18 protein-coding genes are annotated in these 21,844 nt (G+C 56.8%); 6 read left to right on the top strand and 12 right to left on the bottom strand.

From position 1 onward, the window contains the following. Nucleotides 1–115 precede the first annotated feature (115 nt). From KKW20_RS16610 to KKW20_RS00960, 3 genes are all read left to right on the top strand, one after another. A complete protein-coding gene (locus KKW20_RS16610; RefSeq protein ID WP_281422091.1) occupies nucleotides 116–238 on the top strand; it encodes a hypothetical protein in 123 nt (40 codons plus the stop codon). Between the two features lie 197 nt (nucleotides 239–435). Beyond that, nucleotides 436–1,386, top strand: coding sequence for an aldo/keto reductase (locus tag KKW20_RS00965; protein ID WP_214565315.1), 951 nt, complete (start codon nucleotides 436–438; stop codon nucleotides 1,384–1,386). After that, the gene (locus KKW20_RS00960; protein WP_214565313.1) at nucleotides 1,379–2,455 is read left to right on the top strand and encodes an NAD(P)/FAD-dependent oxidoreductase; all 1,077 of its coding nucleotides are present in this window, start codon (nucleotides 1,379–1,381) and stop codon (nucleotides 2,453–2,455) included. Before KKW20_RS00965 ends, KKW20_RS00960 begins: the two co-directional genes overlap by 8 nt. Before the next feature lie 19 nt (nucleotides 2,456–2,474). On the opposite strand, the gene KKW20_RS00955 is transcribed toward KKW20_RS00960, so the two are convergent. Next, nucleotides 2,475–3,398 carry a histone deacetylase family protein gene (locus KKW20_RS00955; protein ID WP_214565311.1) on the bottom strand — a complete coding sequence of 308 codons (924 nt, stop codon included), beginning with the start codon at nucleotides 3,396–3,398 and terminating at the stop codon, nucleotides 2,475–2,477. 110 nt (nucleotides 3,399–3,508) lie between these two features. After that, the gene (locus KKW20_RS00950; RefSeq protein ID WP_214565309.1) at nucleotides 3,509–6,190 is read right to left on the bottom strand and encodes a bifunctional acetate--CoA ligase family protein/GNAT family N-acetyltransferase; all 2,682 of its coding nucleotides are present in this window, start codon (nucleotides 6,188–6,190) and stop codon (nucleotides 3,509–3,511) included. A 291-nt stretch (nucleotides 6,191–6,481) separates the two neighbouring features. Between KKW20_RS00950 and KKW20_RS00945 the strand changes: the two genes are divergently transcribed. Continuing rightward, complete coding sequence (locus KKW20_RS00945; protein WP_246534374.1) at nucleotides 6,482–6,703, top strand: heavy-metal-associated domain-containing protein; 222 nt, start codon at nucleotides 6,482–6,484, stop codon at nucleotides 6,701–6,703. 142 nt (nucleotides 6,704–6,845) lie between these two features. Here KKW20_RS00945 and KKW20_RS00940 read toward each other — a convergent pair whose 3' ends face one another. From KKW20_RS00940 to KKW20_RS00920, 5 genes are all read right to left on the bottom strand, one after another. Then, the gene (locus tag KKW20_RS00940) at nucleotides 6,846–7,844 is read right to left on the bottom strand and encodes an oligopeptide/dipeptide ABC transporter ATP-binding protein (RefSeq protein ID WP_214565307.1); all 999 of its coding nucleotides are present in this window, start codon (nucleotides 7,842–7,844) and stop codon (nucleotides 6,846–6,848) included. Beyond that, on the bottom strand, nucleotides 7,841–8,815 hold the full coding sequence (locus tag KKW20_RS00935; protein ID WP_214565305.1) for an oligopeptide/dipeptide ABC transporter ATP-binding protein: 975 nt from the start codon (nucleotides 8,813–8,815) through the stop codon (nucleotides 7,841–7,843). The genes KKW20_RS00940 and KKW20_RS00935 overlap by 4 nt, the downstream gene beginning before the upstream one ends. A 12-nt stretch (nucleotides 8,816–8,827) precedes the next feature. After that, a complete protein-coding gene (locus KKW20_RS00930; protein ID WP_214566011.1) occupies nucleotides 8,828–9,724 on the bottom strand; it encodes an ABC transporter permease subunit in 897 nt (298 codons plus the stop codon). Nucleotides 9,725–9,782: 58 nt separating this feature from the next. Further along, nucleotides 9,783–10,706, bottom strand: coding sequence for an oligopeptide ABC transporter permease OppB (gene oppB, locus KKW20_RS00925; RefSeq protein WP_214565304.1), 924 nt, complete (start codon nucleotides 10,704–10,706; stop codon nucleotides 9,783–9,785). Nucleotides 10,707–10,980: 274 nt separating this feature from the next. Further along, nucleotides 10,981–12,606: a peptide ABC transporter substrate-binding protein gene (locus KKW20_RS00920; protein WP_214565302.1), complete on the bottom strand. Its 1,626-nt coding sequence runs from the start codon at nucleotides 12,604–12,606 to the stop codon at nucleotides 10,981–10,983. Nucleotides 12,607–13,060: 454 nt separating this feature from the next. Between KKW20_RS00920 and deoC the strand changes: the two genes are divergently transcribed. Together deoC and KKW20_RS00910 are read left to right on the top strand one after the other, a co-directional pair. After that, nucleotides 13,061–14,023: a deoxyribose-phosphate aldolase gene (gene deoC / locus KKW20_RS00915; protein WP_246534413.1), complete on the top strand. Its 963-nt coding sequence runs from the start codon at nucleotides 13,061–13,063 to the stop codon at nucleotides 14,021–14,023. Nucleotides 14,024–14,026: 3 nt separating this feature from the next. Beyond that, nucleotides 14,027–16,369 carry an aldehyde dehydrogenase family protein gene (locus KKW20_RS00910; protein WP_214565298.1) on the top strand — a complete coding sequence of 781 codons (2,343 nt, stop codon included), beginning with the start codon at nucleotides 14,027–14,029 and terminating at the stop codon, nucleotides 16,367–16,369. A 115-nt stretch (nucleotides 16,370–16,484) separates the two neighbouring features. Here KKW20_RS00910 and KKW20_RS00905 read toward each other — a convergent pair whose 3' ends face one another. From KKW20_RS00905 to KKW20_RS00885, 5 genes are all read right to left on the bottom strand, one after another. Next, nucleotides 16,485–17,153, bottom strand: a complete 669-nt coding sequence (locus KKW20_RS00905) for a DUF1523 family protein (RefSeq protein WP_214565296.1) — start codon at nucleotides 17,151–17,153, stop codon at nucleotides 16,485–16,487. Between the two features lie 7 nt (nucleotides 17,154–17,160). Beyond that, nucleotides 17,161–17,436, bottom strand: coding sequence for a hypothetical protein (locus tag KKW20_RS00900; protein ID WP_214565294.1), 276 nt, complete (start codon nucleotides 17,434–17,436; stop codon nucleotides 17,161–17,163). Further along, on the bottom strand, nucleotides 17,436–18,836 hold the full coding sequence (locus KKW20_RS00895; RefSeq protein WP_214565292.1) for a DUF6638 family protein: 1,401 nt from the start codon (nucleotides 18,834–18,836) through the stop codon (nucleotides 17,436–17,438). Before KKW20_RS00895 ends, KKW20_RS00900 begins: the two co-directional genes overlap by 1 nt. Beyond that, complete coding sequence (locus tag KKW20_RS00890; RefSeq protein ID WP_214565290.1) at nucleotides 18,820–19,665, bottom strand: hypothetical protein; 846 nt, start codon at nucleotides 19,663–19,665, stop codon at nucleotides 18,820–18,822. The genes KKW20_RS00895 and KKW20_RS00890 overlap by 17 nt, the downstream gene beginning before the upstream one ends. 217 nt (nucleotides 19,666–19,882) lie before the next feature. Next, entirely contained in the window at nucleotides 19,883–21,820 is a 1,938-nt protein-coding gene (locus KKW20_RS00885) for an ATP-binding protein (RefSeq protein ID WP_214565289.1), read from the bottom strand. Between the last annotated feature and the right edge of the window lie 24 nt (nucleotides 21,821–21,844).

The raw sequence follows: 21,844 nt of genomic DNA, 5'->3' as shown, positions 1-21,844 counted from the left end.
CACTTTGGTGGGGCGTTTCTTTTGCCTGCACAAAAAAATTTCAGCAAAAAAGTGACGGAAACCCAATCCTGCTGCGTATTACCCCCAAGACCACAGCAGACATGGAGGCCACAAAATGAAAAAAGCCCTGCTTCTCGCCGCGTTGATCGCAATCGCCGGTCCGCTAAAAGCAATGGATGACAGCCGATCGGCGCCGGACACCCGCCCGGTCAGCTACAGTTATTGCCCGCAAAACTGACCCCATATTCCTCTCAGCCGTTTCAACTGATCTCTGCTTCAGGCATCAAATAAACGCATTAGGTTCGTGCGCAAAATGGGGTGTTCAGTTTCTGTCCCGCAGCTTGTTTGGCGCACAAACATGCCCTCATGCCGCACGGTGTGGGGGCAGTTTTTTTCGGGGTTTTTCTTTTACGTCCCTCGTGCAAATGTCGGGCCATGACACAGCTTTGCTCCCTTGACGGCACCCCCATCAGTCGCTTTGCCTTTGGCACTATGCAATTTGGTGGCGCGGCAGATGAATCTGCTTCAGCAGCCATGTTTAACGCCAATCTTGACGCTGGAATAACCCATTTTGACACCGCCCATCTTTACACCGATGGGGCATCAGAAACGATTCTGGGACGGTTGATCAAACCCCACCGGGATCGCTTGGTGATTGCCACCAAAATCGGCTACCGCTGCCCGGACAATCTGGCCGACTTGCGCGACGCGTTTGATGTGTCGCGCAAGCGGTTGGACCAAGACATGGTCGACATTCTTTACCTGCACCGTTTCAATCCGAACCTTTCCATTGAGGCGCAAATCACCACGCTGGCCGCCATGCAGGACGAAGGGGCCGTGCGCTATTTGGCGCTGTCCAATTTCGCCGCGTGGCAAGTGATGAAGGCGCAGGCGGTCGCACAAACCATGGGCACGCGCATTGATGTGATCCAACCGATGTATTCCTTGGTGAAACGTCAGGCCGAGGTGGAATTGCTGCCGATGTGCGCGGCCGAAAACATCTTGGCGGCAGCCTATTCACCGCTCGGCTCGGGGCTTTTGACCGGAAAGTATCGCACTGGGAAAGATGGTCCTGGCGAAACAGGCCGTTTGACCCGTGACCCGCGTTATGCAGCGCGATACGGGCAGGACTGGATGCACACAGCCGCGGCTGGCTTGTACGAGATTGCGCAAGATCTGGGAACTCACCCTGCGACACTCGCCGTGGCATGGGCAGCGGCCCATCCGGCCCGCCCTGCCCCGATCCTCTCGGCGCGCGCTTTGGATCAACTCGCCCCCTCGCTGGACGGGGTGAATTACCCCATGACATCAGAGCTTTACAGACGTATTACCGCGCTGACACCGACACCACCGCCGGCCACAGACAGGATTGAAGAACATGTATGATTTCATCATTATCGGCGGCGGCATCGCTGGGATCTCCGCAGGTGCGCGGCTGTCAAAACTGGGGTCGGTGCTGGTATTAGAACGGGAATCCGCCCTAGCCTATCACGCCTCTGGTCGTTCTGCCGCGATGTTTGAAGAGCAATATGGCGCCCCGCGCGTGATTGAACTGAACCGCGCCTCGCGCGCCTATCATGAGACTGAGAATGGCGGTGTCTTGTCGCCGCGTGGTTTGATGCTGGTGGCAGGGATTGGCCAAGAAGAGGCTTTGGCGCAGGATTTGGCCGCGATGAACATGCCCAATATCACACCAACAGAAGCCCGGGATCTGGTGCCCATCCTGAACCCAGACACGCTGACCGGCGCGGGATATCATCCGGATGCATGGGATATAGATACCGATCTGCTCTTGCAAAATTTCGCCCGTGAAGTTCGCGCAAATGGTGCCATTCAGACCAGCCAAAAGGTTGATCAAATCACACGCACCGCAAACGGTTGGCGGGTGGGCTGTGGCGAAGATCGCTTTGAAGGACATGTCCTGGTGAACGCTGCGGGGGCTTGGGCAGACGAGGTCGCAAAGCTGGCCGGCCTGCCCCCCATCGGCATTCAGCCTTACCGCCGGTCTATTGCGCGCATTCCCGCCCCTGCAGGCCACGATGTGACCCATTGGCCGATGTTCATGGGGGCTGCGGAAAGCTGGTATGCCAAACCTGATGCGGGTGCCTTGATTGTTTCGCCGGAAGAAGAGGATCCGATGGATCCCCACGACGCCTGGGCCGACGACATGGTGTTGGCCGAAGGGTTGGCGCGCTACGAGGCACAAGTGACCGAACCTGTCACGCGGATGATTGCAAATTGGGCCGGGCTGCGCAGCTTTGCGCCGGATCGCAATTTGGTCTTGGGCCGCGCCCCTCAGGATGAGGCATTTGTCTGGTGCGCAGGCCAAGGGGGATACGGGTTTCAAACCTCGCCGGCCGCCTCGCAATTGTTGGCCGATGTGGTCGGCGGGCGCCCGACCGCGCTGCCCGCCGAGAGCGTCGCAGATTTCTCACCTGCGCGCTTTTTCTCGTAACCTTTTGATCCTGCGTGGTTTATCCCAACAAAACATCCAGATGTTTCACCACCGAACGGGCCAGCACCTCGGGCTCATACCCGCCTTCAAGCATCGACAACAGGCGGCCGTCGCAAAACTCATCCGCCACAGCCTTTAGTTCGCGCGTCACCCATTCGTAATCCGCATCCACCAGGTTCACCGACGACATATCATCCGCTGTATGAGCATCAAACCCGGCGGAGATCAGTAATATTTCGGGCTTAAACGCCCTTAAATGCGGGATCCAATGGGTGCTGACGGCCTCGCGGAATTCGACGCTTCCGGCCCCTGCAGACAGGGGAATATCGACCAGATTTTGGGTTTCTTTCTCATGGCCGGTGAAGGGGTAAAACGGGTGTTGGAAGCTTGAACAAAACAGCACACGCGGCTCATCTTTGAAAATATCTTCGGTGCCATTGCCGTGATGCACGTCGAAATCCACAATGGCGACGCGCGACAATCCATGGGCTTCAAGAGCGTGGGCGGCGGCGACGGCGATGTTGTTAAAAAGGCAAAATCCCATCGCGACACCACGTTCGGCGTGGTGGCCCGGCGGGCGAACAGCGCAGAAGATCGGGTTGGCCTCGCCGGACATAATAAGATCAACGCCCATCACACCCGACCCCGCCGCACGTTCGGCAGCGCGCAGGGTTCCGGGGCTCATCACCGTGTCGCCATCCACCTCGACGGATTGCATCCCCTCGCCCGGAGCCAGCGCATAAACCCGATCCAGATAATCTGCGTCATGCACCCGCTCCAACTGTTCGCGTGTCACAATGGGCGCGTCGCGATGTTGCAGCACATAATCCATGCCCGACATGATCAACTGGTTGTTGATCGCATCCAGCCGCGCCTTGGTTTCGGGGTGCAAGGGGCCCGCGTCATGGTTCCGACAATCCGGGTGTGAAATCATTGATAACATTCTTGTCCTCCCATTTGGTCCTTCTATGGCCCGCTCCCCTCCTCAAGAAATCGGGCCATGTTTTGCGCAATTCTGGCGTCACGTCGCCTGTCGCGATATGTGGTTTGGCGTCACAGCCAGCGTTCAACGATGCACAGATCCCGGTCGTCGGGGTCTGGCCGTTGCGCGAACCCCAGCTCTTTCATAAGGCGCAACATGGGCGCGTTTTTCTTCAGCACGGACCCTTCGATCACCTCTAGCCCATGTTCTTGTGCGGCATGAAACAGCCCCTTCATAAGCTTGGTCCCAAGCCCCTGATGTTGGATTCGATCCGACACCACCACGGCAAATTCACAGGATTTTTCATCCGGGTTGATCACATATCGCGCCACGCCGACCTGCACCTGTTCGCCGTCAAGTTCCGCCATCGCCACCAGTGCCATTTCGCGCCGGTAATCGAGCTGGGTGAATTGGGCGAGCATTTCTGGCGACAGCTCATTCACCTGCCCCATAAAGCGCATAAAGCGGCTTTCTTCTGACAGGTCTCGGGTGAACTCCTGCACATGCTCGGCATCATCGGTCCGAATGGGCCGGATCAACAGCGGGGTGCCATCCGACAGATAGGTTTGGCGCACCAAATGCCTTGGGTAAGGATGGATCGCCATATGGTCATACGCCCCATCACCGGCCGGGGGACGGGCAATTTCGATGCGGGCATCCACTGCCACCACGCCTTTGGGGCCGGCCAACAAGGGGTTGATATCAAGGGATAAAACCTCGGGCAATTCACTTACAATTTTGGAAACACGCTTTAATACGTCAACAATGGCTGCGCGGTCCGCCGGGGCGTAATCGCGGAACTTTTCCAGGGCTTTGGCCACCCGTGTGCGGCGGATCAGCCGTTCGGCCAAGACCGCGTTCAGCGGCGGAAGGGCGACCGCACTGTCGCGCATCACCTCAACCATCGTGCCGCCCGCACCAAATAAAACGGTTGGGCCAAAGACCGGATCGCGGCTGGCACCCACCACCAACTCGCGCGCTTGGGCAATCTTGGCCATCGGTTCAACCGTCACGCCCAAAATCTTGGCGTCTGGCAGGGCTTTACGGGCATTTGACGTGATTTCATGAAAGGCGCGCTGCACGCTGGCAGCATGGGCGATGTTGATCTTGACGCCGCCCACATCGGTTTTATGCACAACCTCAGGCGAGTTAATCTTCATCGCGATCGGAAAGCCAAGGGTTTCGGCGGCAACCAACGCCTCGCGCGGATCGCGCGCCTCGATCGTCATGTTCACCGGCACATGGAACGCGCGCAAAAGCGCTTTGCTTTCCATGTCTGTTAGCATTTTGCGCCCCTCCGACAGTGCGCCCGCGATGATCATCCGGGCACCATCATAATCGGGCTGCGCTTCGGGGGCCAACGCACGGGGCATTTCCAGCGCAAGCTTACGATTGCGGTGATGTTTTGCGAGATAGCTGAACCCTTCGACCGCACGTTCAGGCGTTTGAAAATCCGGAACACCGTTTTCGCTCAGTAAATTCCGCGCCTCGGACACCGAGCCTTCGCCCATCCAACACGCAAGAACAGGTTTCTTACGCCGCTTGGGAAGGGCGTCGATGACGGCACGCGCCGCAGCGGTCGCATCGGTCATCGCTTGGGGTGTCAGCATCACCAGAACACCGTCATTGTCAGGGTCATCCACCGCCGCTTTCACCACCGCACCATAGGTGTCTGGGCTCGCATCCCCGAGGATATCAACAGGGTTTGCGTGGCTCCAGTACGGCGGCAAAATCTGGTCGAGGATCGCTTTCGTTTTGTCAGACAGGGGGGGCAATTCCAGCCCCAAATCCACCGCGCGATCCGCCGCCAGGACCCCAGCGCCACCGCCATTGGTCACAATACACAGGCGTTTTCCGCTGGCTTTTTTCGTGGTGGCAAGGATTTCAGCCGCGGCAAAAAGCTGCCCCAAAGTGTCCGCGCGCACAGCACCCACCCGTTCAATGGCCGCGTCAAACACCGCATCTGACCCGATCAACGCGCCGGTGTGGGTATGGGCGGCCTCGGCGCTGGCGGCGTGACGGCCCGATTTCATCACAATCACCGGCTTCATCCGCGCGGCATGTTTGAGCGCCGACAAAAACCCCGGCGCATCACGCACCCCTTCGACATACAACAGGATTGCATCGGTTTTTGGATCCATCGCAAGAAACTCGACCACGTCACCAAAATCGATATTGCAGGAGTTGCCAAGGCTGACCATGGCGGAAAACCCCGAATGATGCGGGCCGGCCCAATCGGCAATCGCCGACAAAAGCGCGCCGGATTGTGAGACAAACGCCAAGCGCCCCTTGGGGGCCTCTGTGCGCAAAAAGGACGCGTTCAACCCCAGCCAGGGCCGCGTCAACCCAACACAATTTGGCCCCAGAAACCGAATACCGTGACGGCGCGCAGTGGCGACAATTTCAGCCTCCAGCGTTTTGCCTTTCGCAGCGCCTTCGCCAAAGCCCGCGGACAGGACAATGGCGTTTTTCACCCCCACCTCGCCGAGATCACGCAAGATCGCGGGCACCGTGCGGGCAGGCGTTGCAATCACGGCCAGCTCTACCCCTTCAGGCAGGTCAGCGGCTTTGGCAAAACAGGCCACCTCGCCCAGCCCCTTATGTTTGGGGTTCACCGGGTAAATCGCGCCCTTATAGCCCCCCGACAGCAGATTGGCATAGGTCAGCGCGCCCACCGAATTGCTGGTCACACTGGCACCAAACACCGCCACTGATTTCGGATTAAAAAGGGTGTTGAGCGGATGGGCATCCATGGCTCTCTCCTATGTCGGGGCAAACTACGCCCGCTGACCGTTATACATTCGCTTGATACATAGATATTTGAGGCGATTTTACATTGATATCCATCAACAAATTGCGCGCACCCGTGGACAAAGCGCAAATTTTGCCCACAGGTGCGCGGCGGCCCCACGTTCGCCGCGCAAGATCGGGTTCCCCCCCAGACCACAGGCGCTTTGGACGGCTCGCTGCGACAAAAGGTCAAGCACGATCCGCGCAACCAAAGGGAACTTGCCCGCGCCTGAACAGCGCAATACTGTCGCGACATGAGTTGGAAAACAAAGGATCTTGAGATGACGACTTATATCGTACCCGACATGAGCTGCGGCCATTGCAAAGCGTCAATCACCGATGCGTTGATGGCCAAGGATGGCACCGTTGAGCTCGCCTTTGACATGAACAATCGTCTGCTGACCGTAGCGGGGCTAGAGGCTGAACAGGTGATTGAGGTTTTGGACGAGATTGGATTTCCTGCCACCGCTACATAAAAGGGGCAGCCCGCGCGCGCCAAAGGCTCCGCGCCTTTTCCTCTTTCCAAAAATATCCCCGCCGGAGGCAAAAAACCTGCTCGACCTCTGCACATAAAAAAGCCCTCGCAAAGGCAAGGGCTTTTTGTTTTCAACACTCCATTTACCGCAAATGGCAGGCCACCTGTTGCCCATTCCCGCGATCTGTCAGCAGAGGTTTTTCCTGCGCGCAGATCTCTTTGGCATGGGGGCACCGGGTGCGAAACACACAGCCCGACGGGGGGCTCAGTGGCGACGGAAGATCCGCATCCAATATCATCACCTCTTTTGACGCTTCCGCCTTGGGGTCCGGGATCGGAACCGCCGAAATCAACGCCTCGGTATAAGGGTGCCCCGGCGCGCGATAAAGCTGATCAGACTCGCTGATCTCCATCACATTGCCTAAGTAAAGCACCATCACGCGGGTCGAGATGTGTTTCACCACCGACAGGTCATGCGCGATGAAAATAAGGCTCAGCCCCATTTCTTCCTGCAGTTCCATCAAAAGGTTAATCACCTGCGCCTGAATGGACACGTCAAGCGCCGACACGGGTTCGTCACAGATGATCATCTTGGGTTTCACCACCAAGGCGCGCGCAATACCGATGCGCTGACATTGACCGCCCGAAAACTCATGCGGATAGCGGTTGATCATATTGGGCAAGATCCCCACACGATCCAGCACCTCACGCACGCGGGCTTTCACCTCGGACCCAGACAGATCCGGGAAATGCGTTTTCAGCGGTTCCGCCACGATCTGACCAATGGTCATGCGCGGGTTCAGGGACGCCAAAGGATCCTGAAAGATCATCTGCATCTCTTTGCGGTGCACGTTCATCTCGCGCTTTGACAGGGTCAGAAGGTCATCCCCCAACCACATCACGGTGCCGGCCTCAGCGGGCACCATACGCATGATCGCACGGGCCAGCGTAGACTTGCCGCAACCACTTTCCCCAACGATACCAAGGGTTTCGCCGGGCATCAGGTCAAAATCAACGCCGTCGACAGCCTTAAGCGTGTCATTTGGCGTCCACGGCATCGCGCCATCGGGCTTAATGCCAAACCAGACCTTCAGGTCACGCACAGACAAGAGCGGTGCGGCGATTTTCGATTGGTCGTTCATGCCAGCTCCTCCAGTGATTTCAGACAGGCGCGGCGGCGCACTTTACGCCCCGCAACCCCGTCCAAAGTGGGGCGACGTTCAAAACAGGTCGCGTCGGCAAAATCACAACGCGGCGCGAACGGGCACCCTTTGGGCATGTTCATCATATTGGGCGGGCTGCCTGGGATTGTGGCAAGCTTTGCGCTTTCCACATCCAGCCGCGGCACCGCCTTTAACAGACCCATCGTGTAGGGATGGGTCGGCATTTCAAACAGGCCCTCAGTGGTGCCATATTCCATCTGCTGCCCGCCATACATCACCAGCGTTTCCTTGCAGGATCCCGCCACAACCCCAAGGTCGTGGGTGATCAGAACAATCGCCATGTTGAACTCTTTTTGCAGGTCCGACATCAGGTCCATGATCTGGGCCTGCACCGTCACATCAAGCGCGGTTGTCGGCTCATCCGCGATCAGCACGTCCGGTTTGCACAACAGCGACATCGCGATCATCACGCGCTGACGCATGCCGCCCGAAAATTCGTGCGGGTACATATTGATGCGCTTTTTCGCCTCGGGAATGCGGACCGCATCGAGCAGATCAACAGATCGTTTGACGGCGTCGGATTTGGACAGACCGTGGTGGTGCGTCAGCACCTCGGCCATCTGATCAGACACCTTCAGGTAAGGGTTTAAACAGGTCATCGGATCCTGAAAGATCATCGCAATTTTCTCTGCGCGGATCTTGTTCAGCTGGGTCAGCGGAAGGTTCAGGATTTCCTGACCATCCAGTTTTACCGACCCGGTCGCATTCCCATTCTGCGCCAAAAGGCCCATCATGGCGAACACGGTTTGGGATTTCCCCGATCCACTTTCCCCAACAACGCCAAGGGTTTCCCCTGCGTTAAGGTCAAAGCTGATCCCATCCACCGCCGTTACGGTGCCATCAGGGGTGTCGAATTTGACGCTCAGGTCACGGACTTCAAGTAGTGCCATTTTGCATACCCCCTAGCGGTCTTTTGGATCGAGCGCGTCGCGCAACCCGTCGCCGATGAAGAAGAAACAGAAGATTGTGATGATGAAGAAAGACAGCGGAAACCCGAGGTGCCACAGCGTGCCGTAGTTCATGCTTTTCACACCTTCCGAGATCAAAGCCCCCCAAGAGGTCAGTGGCTCTTGCACACCAAGGCCAAGGAACGAGATGAAGCTTTCGGTCAGGATCATCTGCGGCACCAAAAGGGTCGCATAAACCACCACAACGCCCAGAAGGTTGGGTACGATGTGTCGGAAAATGATCTGCCATGTTGGCACACCAATGGCCACGGCCGCCTCCACGTACTCTCGGTTTTTAATCGACAGGGTTTGACCGCGCACAATCCGGCTCATATCCAGCCATGCGGTCAGGCCGATGCCGATAAAGATCATGGTGATCGAGCGACCCGCCACAACCAGCAGCAGGATCAGCACAAACATGTAAGGGATCGACATAAAGATATCGACGAGGCGCATCATGATGCTGTCGACACGTCCGCCGATAAAGCCTGCGGTGGCCCCATAAATGGTGCCAACAATCACCGCGACAAAGGCGCCAACGATGCCCACCGCCAACGAGATCCGCGAGCCTTGGACAACGCGGTTGTAAAGGTCGCGGCCGTTTTCATCAAAGCCAAAGAAGTGGCCATTTTCAATCGACGGGCGTCCCAATTCCTTGACGCTGCCAAGGATGTCCCAGTCGATGGTTTCATTATCAAACTGGCTGATTGTTTCGCCAAACAGCGAGAAAATAAGCACCAGTGAAAGCACCAGAACCGAGGTCATGGCCGCTTTGTTGCGCATAAACCGGCGGCGCGCATCGGTCCAGGGCGAACGGCCCTGAACGTCGTCGGCGGCCATATTTTCTGCCATTTCGGCGGTTTTGGCTTGGCTAAAGGGTTGAGCGAGCTTGTCTGTCATAATCTCACCCTCACAACCGGATCTTGGGGTCGATCCACGCGTAGAGGATATCAACCACCATATTGAACATAATTGTCATGGAGCCCAGAAGAATGGTCAGCCCCATCATCACCGCATAGTCACGGTTAAAGGCCGAGTTTACATAGAAATAGCCAATGCCGCCGGTGCCAAAGATCGCGTCAATAATGAACGATCCGGTCACCATGCCCACAAAGGCTGGTCCAAGATAGGAAATCACCGGCAACAGCGCTGGTTTTAGCGCGTGACGGTAAATGATTGTGCGGTCCGGCAGGCCCTTGGCGCGCGCGGTGCGGATAAAGTTTGACCGCAGCACCTCTAGCATGGACGAGCGCGTCAGGCGCGCAATCGAGGCCATGTAGGATGTGGACAACGCGATCACTGGCATAATCAAATGCTGCCATTCGCCGCCATTCCAGCCGCCGCCCGGCAACCAGCCCAGCCATAGCGTGAAGATCAGGATCAAGATTGGCGCCATCACAAAGTTCGGCAGAACCTGCGCGCCGATGGTGATGCCCACGGCGAAATAATCAAGCCAGCTGTTTTGGCGAATGGCCGCGGCCATGCCCAAAACCCCGCCGACGACAATCGCCAGAACAAACGAGATGACCCCATAGGTCAATGTAACCGGAAAGCCCTGCGCGATGATGTCATTCACCGAGCGGTCTTTGTATTTATAGCTTGGCCCAAAGTCGAATTCGGTCACGATGCCGACGACATAGTTCCAAAGCTGCACATATGTGGGTTGATCCAGGCCATATTTGGCCTCGATATTGGCAAGCACCTGCGCCGGAAGGGGGCGTTCAGAGGTGAACGGGCCACCCGGTGCGGACTGCATCAACCAGAAGCTGGCGATCAGCAGAATGATCAGTGTTGGGATCGCAACAGCGACCCGTCTTAAGATGAAGTTAAACATCCTGTCCCCATGTAACAGGGCCGCGCGTTTTACTTTGACCAATGTCAAGCGCCGCCAAAACTGTTCCCAAATGTGAACGAGACCGGGCGATTTGCCCGTCCTGCCCACCAGAAATTTGCGGTATTTTGCACCCAATTGGTGCGAGCGTGTCTCCAGTTGCCTCACTGGATCCAGCGCATGTGTCAGATTCTTGAAAGGGGTTCAAGCCCAGTAAACAAGCGTCTGCCGCAAAAAATGGGGCACCGCAACCGCGATGCCCCCTTTCGGTCAGAGATTACTCAGCAACCTTATAGAGGTCTTTTGAGTACCAGTTCTGTTCCACGTTTTTCACCGGCCAGCTGCCAATCAAATTAGATTTGATCATGAAGCTACCCGCATAGTGGTAGATTGGGATCAATGGCATATCGGCCGCGATGATTTCCTCAACCTTTGTATAGTTGGCTTGCGGATCATCCATGGTTTTCGCATCAGCCAGAAGCTCATCAACCATCGCGTTGTTGTATTTTGCATCGTTATAACCCGAACCGGATTGAACCAGATCAAGGAAGGTCGACGCCTCGTTATAGTCACCACACCAGCCCGCACGCGCGATTTCATAGTTCTGCTCGCCGCGGGTGTTCAGGAAAGTTTTCCACTCTTGGTTTTCAAGCGATACTTTCACGCCAAGGTTCTGTTTCCACATCTGCGACACGGCGATAGCGACTTTTTTGTGCGCCTCGGACGTGTTGTAGATCAGGCTCAGCTCAAGCGGGTTCGACTTGTCGTAACCAGCCTCAGCCATCAGATCAACCGCTTTGGCGTTCCGCTCGTCCTGGGTCCAGGTGGCGTAATCCACCGATGGAACTTCAAAGCCAGCGGTCGCGCCTGGGGTAAAGGTGTAGGCAGGCGTTTGGCCACCCTGCAGCACTTTTTCCGTAATGATGTCGCGGTCAATGGCGTATGACAACGCCTGACGCACGCGAACGTCTTTCAAAAACTCAGGCGCATTGTCCGACACGTTGATGGTGTAATAATACGAGCACAAACGCGGGAACGCGGTGGCTTCGTCCGGGTTTGACGCTTTCAACGCTGGATACTGACCCGCCGGAATTTCAGTCCGGTCAAGTTCGCCAGCCTGATAACGGGTCAGCGCCACGTTTTCATCGTTGATCACCAGCGACACAACTTTGTCGATGATGGTGTTGTCATTGTTCCAATACATCTCGTTGCGTTCGCGCACCAGACGTTCGTTGGCCACATGTTCGGTCAGCTTATACGCGCCGTTCACAACGATATTTTCGGGTTTAATCCAATCCGCACCATACGCATCAATCGCCCATTTCGGGGTCGGGAAGGTCGAAGTGTGCGTGGTGGTTTTCGCGAAATATGGCAGCGAGCCTTCCAGTGTCACCTCAAGCGTGTGGTCGTCGATCGCTTTTACGCCAAGGTCGGTCACAGGCGCGTCACCTGACATCACCGCGCTTGCGTTCTTGATGTTCATCACTTCCATGTACCACTGGTACTCAGACGCGGTCGCCGGATCGGCCAGACGCTGCCAGGCGTATACAAAATCGCCAGCGGTCACAGGTTTGCCATCGGACCATTTTGCATTGTCACGCAGGGTGAATGTGTAAACGGTTTTGTCGTCATTGGTGGTATAGCCCGTGGCCACGCCCGGCACCAAATTGCCGTCTTTGTCTTGATTGTACAGGCCTTCAAAAAGGTCACGCACGATCTCAGAACCAGACACGTCTTCTACGATTTGCGGGTCAACCGATGTGTGCTCGTCCAGAACGCGGTAGGTGAAGGTCTGGTCGTCGGCCAGCTTTTCGCCGGTCACCGGGTGGGTGCCAGCGGCCAGGGCCGGGCTGGCCAGCGCAAATGCTGAGCTCAGCAGGGCAGCTTTGATCGTGAATGTCATTTATGTTCTCCCATATCATTTTTAATGCGCGCGCCGGGTAAAGCCGGGTCAAAACGGGATCCTGTCCCTTTCCGAACCATGCGGGCCTCTGCCCCAATGATGCACACGGATGGAGCATCCTATGCGCACATTGTGACCCGAAACAACCAATTACCGTGAGATAGGCGCTCCGCTGAAATGCACAGGCACTTCGCGCGAGATACAGCATGAACCACAACAGAATCACGAAAGTTACCGTCATAACGCCGAAACCTTGCGTGCCGTCTTTTACCAAACGGTAAATCTTGCCAATCGCGCCGCCCCGTGGCACCCTTACATCCTTGGGGTTTTCGGCCATTCTTGCGCCCGAACACCCCGAAGAACCACACAGACAGATCACGCAAAGGGATCAACCGTGCTTAGTGACAACAAACAAGGGCAACATACGCCCCAGGGTCAGGCGCCGGCTCATCAGCTGCCCCAAATCGCCGAAGCTCGCAACCCGGGAATGGAGTTGGATATGGATTGGGTGCGCAGCGTCCAAGCCAACACCTCCGCCATTGAACGTCGTTGTGCCAGCTTGCCCGGGCGCCGCTCGGTCAAAAAAGCACATCAGGCCGCCTGGTTACTCAAGGCAATCAGTATGATAGACCTGACAACCCTGTCGGGCGATGACACCGCCGGGCGCGTGCGTCGATTGGTGGCCAAGGCCGCACAACCGGTGCGTCCTGACCTGTTGGATCAGCTGGGAATGACCGGGCTGACCACGGGCGCCGTCTGCGTGTATCACGAGATGATCGAACCTGCGCGCGCCACAATGGATCAGCTTGGCGTGACCCTGCCCATCGCGGCTGTCTCCACCGGGTTTCCGGCGGGCCTGTCGCCTTTTCACCTGCGCGTGGAAGAGATTCGCGAAAGCGTGAAAGCCGGTGCGACCGAGATCGACATCGTGATTTCCCGCCGTCACGTTCTGACCGGCAATTGGCAGGCGCTTTATGACGAAATGCGCACCTTTCGCGATGCCTGCGGTGATGCCCATGTCAAAGCGATCCTTGCCACCGGCGAATTGGGCAGCTTGCGCAATGTCGCGCGCGCATCCCTTGTGTGCATGATGGCGGGGGCTGATTTCATCAAAACCTCCACCGGGAAAGAAAGCGTGAACGCCACCCTGCCCGTGTCTTTGGTGATGATCCGCGCCATTCGCGACTATTTCGATCGCACCGGATACCGCGTGGGTTACAAGCCTGCGGGCGGGTTTTCCAAAGCAAAAGACGCGATCACCTATCTGGCATTGATCAAAGAAGAGCTGGGCAACGACTGGCTTTCCCCGCATCTCTTCCGCTTTGGCGCCTCGTCCCTGTTGGGCGACATCGAACGCCAACTTGAACACCATCTGACCGGCCACTATTCCGCCGGCTATCGCCACCCGATTGGATAAGCCATGACGATTAAAGAGATTTTTGAAACCATGGATTATGGTCTCGCCCCAGAAAGCGCCACTGAGGCGCAATCATGGATCGCCGCAAACGCCCCCTTTGGTCTGTATATCGACGGGAAAATGACCAAAGCGGGTGACACATTCGCCACCAACAATCCCGCCCATGGGACCGAGCTTGCGCAAGTCACCCAAGCCAGCCCCGATGACGTGGAGCGCGCGGTCACAGCCGCCCGCAAAGCCCAACCCAAATGGGCCGCCCTGCCCGGCCACAAACGGGCACAATACCTTTATGCTCTGGCGCGATTGGTGCAAAAACACGCGCGCTTGTTTGCGGTTCTGGAAACCATGGACAACGGCAAGCCGATCCGCGAAAGCCGCGACATCGACATCCCCCTTGTTGCCCGCCACTTCTATTACCACGCGGGTATGGCGCAGCTGCAGGACGCCGAATTGCCGGACCGCGAAGCCCTTGGCGTTTGTGGTCAGATCATCCCATGGAACTTTCCGCTTTTGATGCTTGCGTGGAAAATTGCCCCTGCGATTGCGATGGGCAATACGGTGGTTTTGAAACCCGCCGAATTCACATCCCTTACCGCGCTGGCCTTTGCGCAGATCTGCAACGAGGCTGGCCTGCCCAAAGGTGTCGTGAACATCGTGACCGGCGACGGGCGCGTGGGCGAAGCCATTGTGAACCACGAAGACATCGACAAGATCGCCTTTACCGGATCAACCGAAGTGGGGCGCCTCATTCGCCGCGCGACTGCGGGCTCCGGCAAATCCCTGACGCTCGAGCTGGGCGGGAAATCCCCCTACATCGTCTTTGACGACGCCGACATCGATTCAGCAATCGAAGGCTTGGTCGACGCGATCTGGTTCAACCAAGGCCAGGTCTGTTGCGCAGGCTCGCGCCTGTTGGTGCAAGAGGGCATCGCGGACAGATTCTATGCCAAGCTGAAAACCCGCATGAGCCATTTGCGCATCGGCGACCCGATGGACAAAAGCATCGACGTGGGTGCGGTCATCGACCCTTCACAGCTTGCGACCGTGACCAAAATGGTCGAGGCCGGACGCCATGATGGCGTGGTCTATCACGCCCCCTGCGCCATGCCCGAAAACGGCTGTTATTACCCGCCGACCCTGATCACCAATATGTCGCCTGCGGCCACCTTGATGCAGGAAGAAATCTTTGGCCCGGTGCTGGTCGCCACCACCTTCCGCACCCCGGCTGAGGCGATTGAGGTTGCCAACAACACCCGCTACGGGCTGGCGGCAACGCTCTGGACCGAAAACGTGAACCTCGCTTTGGACATCGCACCAAAACTGGTGGCGGGTGTGGTGTGGGTCAATGGCACCAATATGTTTGACGCGGCCGCAGGCTTTGGTGGCGTGCGCGAAAGCGGCTTTGGGCGCGAAGGCGGATGGGAGGGGCTGATGGCCTACACCAAACCGCGCGGAAAATCCAAAACGTTGAAACCTATCGCGCCTGTGGTGGCCCCGAAAGACGCCAAAGTGGATGCGCTGGATCGTACCGCAAAATTCTATGTGGGCGGCAAACAAGCCCGGCCCGACAGCGGATATTCCCAAGCCATCTGGTCACCCAAAGGCGCGCTTTTGGGCCATGTGGGTATCGCCAACCGCAAAGACATTCGCAACGCGGTTGAGGCGGCAACGGGCGCCACGGGTTGGACCAAAGCCACCGCGCACCTGCGCGCGCAGATCCTTTATTACATCGGCGAAAACCTCTCGGCTCGTGCGGCTGAATTCGCGGGACGGATTGATGCAATGACCGGTGGGAACGGTGGCAAGAAAGAGGTAGAGGCCGCCATCAGCCGCCTTTTCACCTACGCCGCCTGGGCCGACAAATATGACGGCGCCGCCAAACCCGTGCCGATGCGCGGCGTGGCCTTGGCCATGCATGAAGCGGTGGGCGTGATTGGCGGGTTCTGCCCGGACGAGGCCCCACTCTTGGGCCTCATCTCGCTGATGGCACCCGCCATTGCGATGGGCAACCGCGTGGTGCTTGTGGCAAGCGAGGCTTACCCGCTGGCGGCCACGGATTTCTATCAAATCCTCGACACCTCCGACCTGCCAGCAGGCGTGGTGAACATTGTGACCGGCCCTCATGCCGACCTCGCATCGCCAATGGCAGGCCATTTGAACGTGGACGCGGTTTGGGCGCATTCCGGCGCGGATATCTCGGCTTTGGTTGAACGTGAAAGCGCAGGCAACCTGAAACGCACTTGGGTCAACAACGCCCAGTCGCGCGATTGGACAGCGTCCGAGAGCAAAGAGTTCCTGATGCACGCAACCGAGGTTAAAACCGTCTGGGTGCCCTACGGCGAGTAAGGCAAAAGGGCGCCCCTTTTCCTCTTTCCATAAATATCCTCGCCGAAGGCAAAAAAACAAACAACGCCGCGCCTCAACAGCGCGGCGTTGTTATTTTCTCAGCATAAGCAAGGGTTTATTTGCGTTTGAACCACCCCATGAAGCGTCCTTTGGCCTCATCCGCCTTGTCATCCAACAGCTCCCACGTCTCTGACGCATCCTCAATCACCGGGTCAATCGAACGCTGGCGGAACTGGCGCCACAACGCCCGCAAAAACAGCCACCCGATGATCAGGAACGCAAAGAAAAAGATGTTGAACCACGGGATGATTTTCACATCCGGGCCATCAATCGGTTTCAGCCCCACCGCGTTGGGAAAGATCGTAAAGAACCGGTTTCGCCAGCCATAATGGGTCATAATCGCCCAGTTGTTGCCATCACCTTTGGACGCAATGGACGCCGCTTGCGCCTGTAAATCCGAGCTGTCGAACTTGAAGTATGGCGGCCAGATCCAACCTGTATCCTCATTGCGATACACCATCACTTTTTCCGCCTCACGCGGGATGAACCCCAACAGGAACGTCTTGCGTTTTACGGTATTGATCAGACGAATATCGCGGGTTGGGTTTTCCACATTCCCGCTGTCCGCCTGCGCATAAAAGATCCGGTTCACGGATGAAAAATCCTGCCGAATGATCTCGGTCGAGGTTACACGCACCACGTCATGCTGCGGCAACACATAGGAAAAGAACAACGCCAAGATGACGAAAATAATGATGCGGAACACCCGTTTGACAGTATCCATAAGTCCCTCAGTTCGAATTGCGCACAACCAGTGCGACGATGACCAAAATGGTCGGAATGATATATACAAGCCCAATCAGCTTGGGGCGAAATGATGCGTGATAGGCGGCCATGCCATCATCCAAAAACGATTGACGCGCATCGCTGCCCTCGTCATCGGGATGCCCCTCGGCCCATTCATTTTCCAGCCGCTCCAGTCGTACGGATCGTGAATAGATGTTGATCAGCCAATAGATCACCGTCAGGCCCAGATAGCCGAAAAAGACAAACCGAACAAATCCCATCATCGCCTCCTTGTCACAGCGCCCCATGGTCCAACCACATCGATCAGATCATCGCGCTGTTTGGCCTGTTTTGCGGGCCTCACCCAGGGGTTGTTTCGCGCAGGACGCCGCGAGGGGGGCGGCTTATCCCCCTCATCCCCACCAAACAACCGCGCCCGCGCACCGGCCTTATTTGCCATATAATCACGATGCAGGAACTCCGCCACATATTCCCGTTTTTCATCGGGCCATGTGGCATATGCATCATAAAACGCTTGTTTGTGACAGATAAACAGCTGGCGCACGTCCATCGGTGCCAGTTCCGACAACAGCTGATTGATCAAGTCCCGATCCGGGTGATCAGGCCGCGCACGCAGGGTGTAGAAATAGGCCGGATGACGGCTGTTGATCTTGGGCCATTTGCCCCCTGCCTCGGCCCAGCGCACCATCGCCGCCAGCCCTTGGAATTCCATCGGCAAACGATCCCCCAACCGGGTCGCCACGCGGCGCAACGCGCGATCCCCCATGTCACCGAGATCCATGCCCAAACTGGTCGCCGCCTCGACCAACATAAACTGCATCTTCTGCCGCAGGATCCGCGCACCATCCACGCCGCGCGCCTTGATCACCGGTTCAACCAGATCGTTTTTCTTTAGGAAGGACGCGATCCCGTTTACGTCCTCCGGCCCATAACGCCGATCAAAGGGCGCATCTTTCAGGGCCGTATCCTCGCCCAAAGCAATCACCGCCGGGTCGTCCACATCGCGAAACACATAAAGCCCGCCGAAATGCGCGGTCCAGAAATTGCCCTGCTCATAGGTAGGCGCGCCAAGGTCCACCGGCACGCGGGTCACATCACCGGTTTCACGCGCCAGATCAATCATCTCATCAATCAACGCATCATCATACCAAGCGCGCTCACCGGTTTGAAAATGCTCAATTTTCTCGGCCAATTTGCGCGCATTGGCGACGTGACTTTGGGTGGTGTCAGCCGCCACCGTGATTTTGCGAATGGCCAGCAGGTCGCGCAGGCTAGTGATGCTATAAACCGAGTTTTCCAGCTCGCCCGCGATGGCGTCATGGGCCGTCAGCGCAAAAAGCTTTGCTTCATTGTCAGCCATGAATTGTTTGAGGATGCCCCGCGAGGTCGAAAAGCTCGCGTTCAACAACGGCGCCTTTTTCTGATCCACGGTGAGGATGATAAACTGCCGATTACAGCCACCGGGATTAAGGTAAGCCTCATCGCCAAACGCCTCGCCAATCTCAGGAGAGAAGCCGGAAATGTCGATGTGAAATTCCGTTAGTTCGGTGGTCCGCCCAGCCAGTTTCATAAGCGCGCGGTTGTAGCGCGTGATCAGCGCCGGACTGTCCACCCGCACCATATTCCCAAACATCAGTCCGCGTTTAATGAGGCGTTTCATTACGTATCTCTCCATCATCACGCCAAATATCATCTATTTTTTTGAGACGTTCAAAGCCAGTTAAAATACGATTGATGTTTAAGCGCTCCAAGCTCTCTTTTTGTGCGGCCCCTAATCGCTCTTCTAATTGAACCAACTCACGAAGTTTCTGTTCCACGGTCTCAATCGAAACATCCATGATTGCGTTAATTTGGAAGCCAGACCTTGCCGACCAATCATTAAGGTAAGATGGGAATTCCTCTAGGTATTCTGCGTGACGGGAAAGCCATCTCTCAAACGCTTCCCCTTCTCCACGTAAAGGTGAGAGGCACAAAGGATAAGCATCTCCATTCTCATACTCCTCCTCAGATCTTGAAAAGGTCCAAAGAACTTTCTTTCCCATATCTGCCAGCATCCAGCTTAATGACTTAAGCTTTTCCGAATACACCTCAGCTAACTGAGCTTCAGATCGTTGCCTTTGCTCGTCTTCAAATATCTGCCCTTGCTTTTCTAGAACAGCTAGCTGCGCCACTTGCGCATCAGCCATCTTCTCAAATTCTAGACGCTGCTCGCGCAGTTCCTGCCCCTGCAACACAACCGTTGCAATCAACCAAACAAAGGCGAGCGCCCCAGCAAAACCAGCGAGCGTATCCCCGACTTCATTTGGAGAGGCTTGCAGAAACGCAGACCACTTGGTTCCTGAACAACTATGATTTCCCCAGAAGTCAACGCCACACGCTTCCAATCCACCCGCCCAGAAACCAAACGCTGCAACCAATCCTGTTGCAATAATCGCCCAAACGATTGGGTTCTTCCAAAACGGGCGTTTGATTTTCTCTGTTTCACTCATGCTTTCACCCACGAATGCACACTGAAACCAAGGTTCACGCCCGACCCCGAGGGCGGGGTAAATCTTGGCGACTGTGTAGCTTCACCCAAAACGATACACCCAGTAATAACCTCAGCAATTTCACGCCCGCCGTCGAACCGCAGGTTCGCCTCCGGCGAAACGGGGGCGGGGTCGGGCGTGAACCGGGCTTGCAGCCCAGAAGGACATCGCAAGATGCTCACCCCTTCCCCTCCAAATACCGCCGCTTGGCCTCTTCTTGCCGGCCAAAGTCGCGCACCATATTGTCAATCGCCACCTCATCCGATTTGTCGGCGTAGCGGAATTCGCTGTCGGCGTAGCGGTTGATTTCCTGAATGACCATCTCCACGGTGATCGGCACGCGCAGGTCAGCAATCATCGCCTTCTTGTCGTCATACCCTTTGAACAGGAACAGCTCTGGGTTTTCCATCCACTCATCCGGCAGTTCAAAATCCATCGCGCGGACTTTCACCGCGTCGGTGATGTTCTTGATCGCGCGGCCGGTAAAGCGCGAGTCGGCCTCTTGAATTGCTTTTAGGTACGTGCCCATTTTGGCAATCGTGTCCAAATCGCCGATTTGATCCTGCACCCGGTCAAACACCGCAATCAGCCCCGGTTCTTGCGGGCGGCTGTAACCATCATAGCTCGCGGCGACCGCTTTCTTGATCTCTTGCGCGGCGTAAGCTTCGTGATCGCCCAGCGGGATCGCGTGGTTTTTGCCCATCAAAAGGTTCAGAATGTCGATGTAATCGTCGCGCGTCTTTGGCCCGTCGACCAAGAACCGTGCGCCCGCCCGTTGGCGCAGGGCGTCGTCCACATTCTCGGGATAGTTTGAGAACATCCCAAAGGTGCAATTGCCGCGCACGACGGTGTTTGCCCCGGCAAACGCCTCCATCAACACCGCCGTGACCTCTTGTTGCCCCGCGCTGGATTGGCGATCCCCGCGTTTCCCGGCGATCTGGTCAATGTCATCCACCGTGCCAAAGCCGATCACATTCTGGTCCATCACACCCGTGATGAACGCCTTGGCATTCTGCCCGGATTTGCCTTGATAACTGTCGATATTGTCGATGCCAAAGTTCTGATAGCGAAACGCATAGCCCGCCACTTGGCAATAATCGTTGATCAACCCGGCCATCATCTGAATCAGAGTGGTTTTCCCGGTGCCCGGCATCCCGTCGCCCATGAAGGTAAAGATGAACCCGCCAAGTTCCGCAAAGGGGTTCAGCTTGCGTTCAAAGTCATAGGCCATCAGCATTTTGGCCAGCTTCATCGACTGGTATTTGGCGATATGGTTGCCCACCACTTCGTTCGGTTTCTTGAACGACATGGTCAGTTTCGTGCCCTTGGCAGAGCGCGCCGGGGTGAAGCCAGAAATCGTCAGCTCATCCGCCTCAACCCGGTAATTTGCACCCGTGAACGCGGCCAGCTGCGGCGCGGTTTGCGCACGCAAGGCCACCTTTTCCATCACCTGTTCCGCATAGGCCAAAACGGTGGGCACCAGCTTGTCTTCGCTGGTCGCAAAGGCGGCAAGCTCTTGATCCAGCTCCCATAATACACCATTCAGGGCCAAGGGGGCATTGTCCGTCAGCACCTCTTCCACAGCACCCACATCCACAGAAACCTCCCCCGCGTGCGAGGCCAAAAGATACGAGGTTGCATTGCCAAACACATAAAGCACCACAAGGCTTTCAGCGGCCAAAAGCTCAGCAAACACTGTCGCTTTATCCGCCCCCAAAGCACCTTCCAAATTGGCGCGCCGCAGGGCCGCCAATTCCGTCGCCTCAGAAAACCCCTCGCCCACCGCCAAGGCAATGGAAACCGCCCGGCGCAAGCTGTGCAACACCGTGGCTTGAAGCGGGGACACCAACGGGTCATCCCCATCCGCACCCTCAATACGCGCCACCAAATGCACACCTTCAGGCCGCGCGGTCGAACGTGTCACCAACCCCGGTGTGGTGGAGCGAAATCGCCGCCGCGTGCCAATTCCAGCCGACCGTTCAGGCGCCGCTGCCGCAACTTTTGGTTTGGCAATGCGCGGCGTGTGATCAAATCCCTCAAGCAACCCGGCGGCAGCATCATAATGCGCCCGGATTTCCTCTTCCCGCAACTCCATCACATCAGCTGGCATCGACATAAAACTCTCCTACAAACGAAAAGG

Source organism: Aliiroseovarius lamellibrachiae (assembly GCF_018599245.1).
Classification (GTDB): domain Bacteria; phylum Pseudomonadota; class Alphaproteobacteria; order Rhodobacterales; family Rhodobacteraceae; genus Aliiroseovarius; species Aliiroseovarius lamellibrachiae.
This window is presented reverse-complemented; position numbering and strand designations above follow the sequence as displayed.

Coding starts and splice junctions, on each gene's coding strand:
- KKW20_RS00955 (WP_214565311.1), bottom strand. CDS start 3,398: ATGTTATCAATGATTTCACACCCGGATTGTCGGAACCATGACGCGGGC.
- KKW20_RS00945 (WP_246534374.1), top strand. CDS start 6,482: ATGAGTTGGAAAACAAAGGATCTTGAGATGACGACTTATATCGTACCC.
- KKW20_RS00905 (WP_214565296.1), bottom strand. CDS start 17,153: ATGGATACTGTCAAACGGGTGTTCCGCATCATTATTTTCGTCATCTTG.
- KKW20_RS00890 (WP_214565290.1), bottom strand. CDS start 19,665: ATGAGTGAAACAGAGAAAATCAAACGCCCGTTTTGGAAGAACCCAATC.
- KKW20_RS00910 (WP_214565298.1), top strand. CDS start 14,027: ATGACGATTAAAGAGATTTTTGAAACCATGGATTATGGTCTCGCCCCA.
- KKW20_RS00940 (WP_214565307.1), bottom strand. CDS start 7,844: ATGAACGACCAATCGAAAATCGCCGCACCGCTCTTGTCTGTGCGTGAC.
- KKW20_RS00900 (WP_214565294.1), bottom strand. CDS start 17,436: ATGGGATTTGTTCGGTTTGTCTTTTTCGGCTATCTGGGCCTGACGGTG.
- KKW20_RS00950 (WP_214565309.1), bottom strand. CDS start 6,190: ATGGATGCCCATCCGCTCAACACCCTTTTTAATCCGAAATCAGTGGCG.
- KKW20_RS00895 (WP_214565292.1), bottom strand. CDS start 18,836: ATGAAACGCCTCATTAAACGCGGACTGATGTTTGGGAATATGGTGCGG.
- KKW20_RS00965 (WP_214565315.1), top strand. CDS start 436: ATGACACAGCTTTGCTCCCTTGACGGCACCCCCATCAGTCGCTTTGCC.
- oppB (WP_214565304.1), bottom strand. CDS start 10,706: ATGTTTAACTTCATCTTAAGACGGGTCGCTGTTGCGATCCCAACACTG.
- KKW20_RS00885 (WP_214565289.1), bottom strand. CDS start 21,820: ATGTCGATGCCAGCTGATGTGATGGAGTTGCGGGAAGAGGAAATCCGG.
- KKW20_RS00935 (WP_214565305.1), bottom strand. CDS start 8,815: ATGGCACTACTTGAAGTCCGTGACCTGAGCGTCAAATTCGACACCCCT.
- KKW20_RS00920 (WP_214565302.1), bottom strand. CDS start 12,606: ATGACATTCACGATCAAAGCTGCCCTGCTGAGCTCAGCATTTGCGCTG.
- KKW20_RS16610 (WP_281422091.1), top strand. CDS start 116: ATGAAAAAAGCCCTGCTTCTCGCCGCGTTGATCGCAATCGCCGGTCCG.
- KKW20_RS00960 (WP_214565313.1), top strand. CDS start 1,379: ATGTATGATTTCATCATTATCGGCGGCGGCATCGCTGGGATCTCCGCA.
- KKW20_RS00930 (WP_214566011.1), bottom strand. CDS start 9,724: ATGGCAGAAAATATGGCCGCCGACGACGTTCAGGGCCGTTCGCCCTGG.